Here is a 2,924-nt window from a genome sequence, read left to right as displayed (position 1 = left end):
ATTCCGGCGGCGTCCTACTCTCCCACACCCCTTCGAGTGCAGTACCATCGGCGCTGAAGAGCTTAGCTTCCGGGTTCGGAATGGGACCGGGCGTTTCCTCTTCGCCATGACCACCGGAAACCTGTCGAACACAACAACCGTCGTGTCGAAGACTTCCAGACAGAACAAAGCTGTATGAAATTCTCAACTGTGGCTACCACCTGAAACCGGTTGCGGTTCAGGAACCACACAGTGGACGCGAGCATCTGAGGACAAGTCCTCGGCCTATTAGTACCGGTCAGCTCCACACATTACTGTGCTTCCACATCCGGCCTATCAACCCGGTCGTCTACCGGGGGCCTTACCAGGTCGACCCTGTGGGAGCCCTCATCTCGAAGCAGGCTTCCCGCTTAGATGCTTTCAGCGGTTATCCCTCCCGAACGTAGCCAACCAGCCGTGCCCTTGGCAGGACAACTGGCACACCAGAGGTTCGTCCATCCCGGTCCTCTCGTACTAGGGACAGCCCTTCTCAAGACTCCTACGCGCACAGCGGATAGGGACCGAACTGTCTCACGACGTTCTAAACCCAGCTCGCGTACCGCTTTAATGGGCGAACAGCCCAACCCTTGGGACCTACTCCAGCCCCAGGATGCGACGAGCCGACATCGAGGTGCCAAACCATCCCGTCGATATGGACTCTTGGGGAAGATCAGCCTGTTATCCCCGGGGTACCTTTTATCCGTTGAGCGACGGCGCTTCCACAAGCCACCGCCGGATCACTAGTCCCTGCTTTCGCACCTGCTCGACCCGTCGGTCTCACAGTCAAGCTCCCTTGTGCACTTACACTCGACACCTGATTGCCAACCAGGCTGAGGGAACCTTTGGGCGCCTCCGTTACCCTTTAGGAGGCAACCGCCCCAGTTAAACTACCCACCAGACACTGTCCCTGATCCGGATCACGGACCCAGGTTAGACATCCAGCACGACCAGAGTGGTATTTCAACGTCGCCTCCACAACAACTGGCGTTGCTGCTTCACCGGCTCCCACCTATCCTACACAAGCCGAACCGAACACCAATATCAAGCTGTAGTAAAGGTCCCGGGGTCTTTCCGTCCTGCTGCGCGAAACGAGCATCTTTACTCGTAGTGCAATTTCACCGGGCCTGTGGTTGAGACAGTCGAGAAGTCGTTACGCCATTCGTGCAGGTCGGAACTTACCCGACAAGGAATTTCGCTACCTTAGGATGGTTATAGTTACCACCGCCGTTTACTGGCGCTTAAGTTCTCAGCTTCGCCCCGAAGAGCTAACCGGTCCCCTTAACGTTCCAGCACCGGGCAGGCGTCAGTCCGTATACATCGTCTTACGACTTCGCACGGACCTGTGTTTTTAGTAAACAGTCGCTTCTCGCTGGTCTCTGCGGCCACCCCCAGCTTGAGGAGCAAGTCCTCGCACCAGAGCTGGCCCCCCTTCTCCCGAAGTTACGGGGGCATTTTGCCGAGTTCCTTAACCACAGTTCACCCGAACGCCTTAGTATTCTCTACCTGACCACCTGAGTCGGTTTGGGGTACGGGCCGCCACGACACTCGCTAGAGGCTTTTCTCGGCAGCATAGGATCATCCACTTCCCCTCAATCGGGTCGGCATCAGGTCTCAGGCTATGTGCGGTGCGGATTTGCCTACACCACGCCCTACACCCTTACCCCGGGACAACCACCGCCCGGGCTGGACTACCTTCCTGCGTCACCCCATCGCTCACCTACTACCCGCTTGGTTCGGCGGCTCCACTGCACCGGTCCGCCCGAAGGCTCGCCGGCCGCTTCACGGCCTTAACATCACGAGGTTCAGCGCTGGCGCATCGTAGCGGGTACGGGAATATCAACCCGTTGTCCATCGACTACGCCTGTCGGCCTCGCCTTAGGTCCCGACTTACCCTGGGCGGATTAGCCTGCCCCAGGAACCCTTGGTCATCCGGCGCACACGTTTCTCACGTGTGATTCGCTACTCATGCCTGCATTCTCACTCGTGCAGCGTCCACCGCTGGTTTCCACCGCGACTTCACTCGCTGCACGACGCTCCCCTACCCAGCAACGCGCCTGAACCACGAAGGCTTGGCTACTGCGTCACTGACACGACTTCGGCGGTGCGCTTGAGCCCCGCTACATTATCGGCGCGGAATCACTTGACCAGTGAGCTATTACGCACTCTTTCAAGGGTGGCTGCTTCTAAGCCAACCTCCTGGTTGTCTCTGCGACTCCACATCCTTTCCCACTTAGCGCACGCTTGGGGGCCTTAGTCGGTGCTCTGGGCTGTTTCCCTCTCGACCACGGAGCTTATCCCCCGCAGTCTCACTGCCGCGCTCTCACTTACCGGCATTCGGAGTTTGGCTGATCTCAGTAACCCGGTGAGGCCCATCAACCATCCAGTGCTCTACCTCCGGCAAGAAACACACGACGCTGCACCTAAATGCATTTCGGGGAGAACCAGCTATCACGGAGTTTGATTGGCCTTTCACCCCTAACCACAGGTCATCCCCCAGGTTTTCAACCCTGGTGGGTTCGGGCCTCCACGAAGTCTTACCTCCGCTTCACCCTGCCCATGGCTAGATCACTCCGCTTCGGGTCTTGGGCGCGCGACTCATTCGCCCTATTCGGACTCGCTTTCGCTACGGCTACCCCACACGGGTTAACCTCGCCACACACCGCAAACTCGCAGGCTCATTCTTCAAAAGGCACGCAGTCACGACCACCCAGGACGAAACCCGGATGGCGACGCTCCCACGGCTTGTAGGCACACGGTTTCAGGTACTATTTCACTCCCCTCCCGGGGTACTTTTCACCTTTCCCTCACGGTACTAGTCCGCTATCGGTCACCAGGGAATATTTAGGCTTAGCGGGTGGTCCCGCCAGATTCACACGGGATTTCTCGGGCCCCGTGCTACTTGGGAA

Annotated in this window: 2 rRNA genes; both read right to left on the bottom strand. The window is 58.3% G+C overall.

Annotation, left to right across the window (positions count from 1 at the left end):
• Window position 1 precedes the first annotated feature (1 nt).
• Window positions 2–118 (bottom strand): 5S ribosomal RNA (rrf, locus tag LZ495_RS43590).
• 129 nt (window positions 119–247) lie between these two features.
• Window positions 248–2,924, bottom strand: a 23S ribosomal RNA gene (locus tag LZ495_RS43585); the annotation flags it as partial.

It is taken from the genome of Yinghuangia soli (assembly GCF_021502675.1).
Classification (GTDB): domain Bacteria; phylum Actinomycetota; class Actinomycetes; order Streptomycetales; family Streptomycetaceae; genus Yinghuangia; species Yinghuangia soli.
This window is presented reverse-complemented; position numbering and strand designations above follow the sequence as displayed.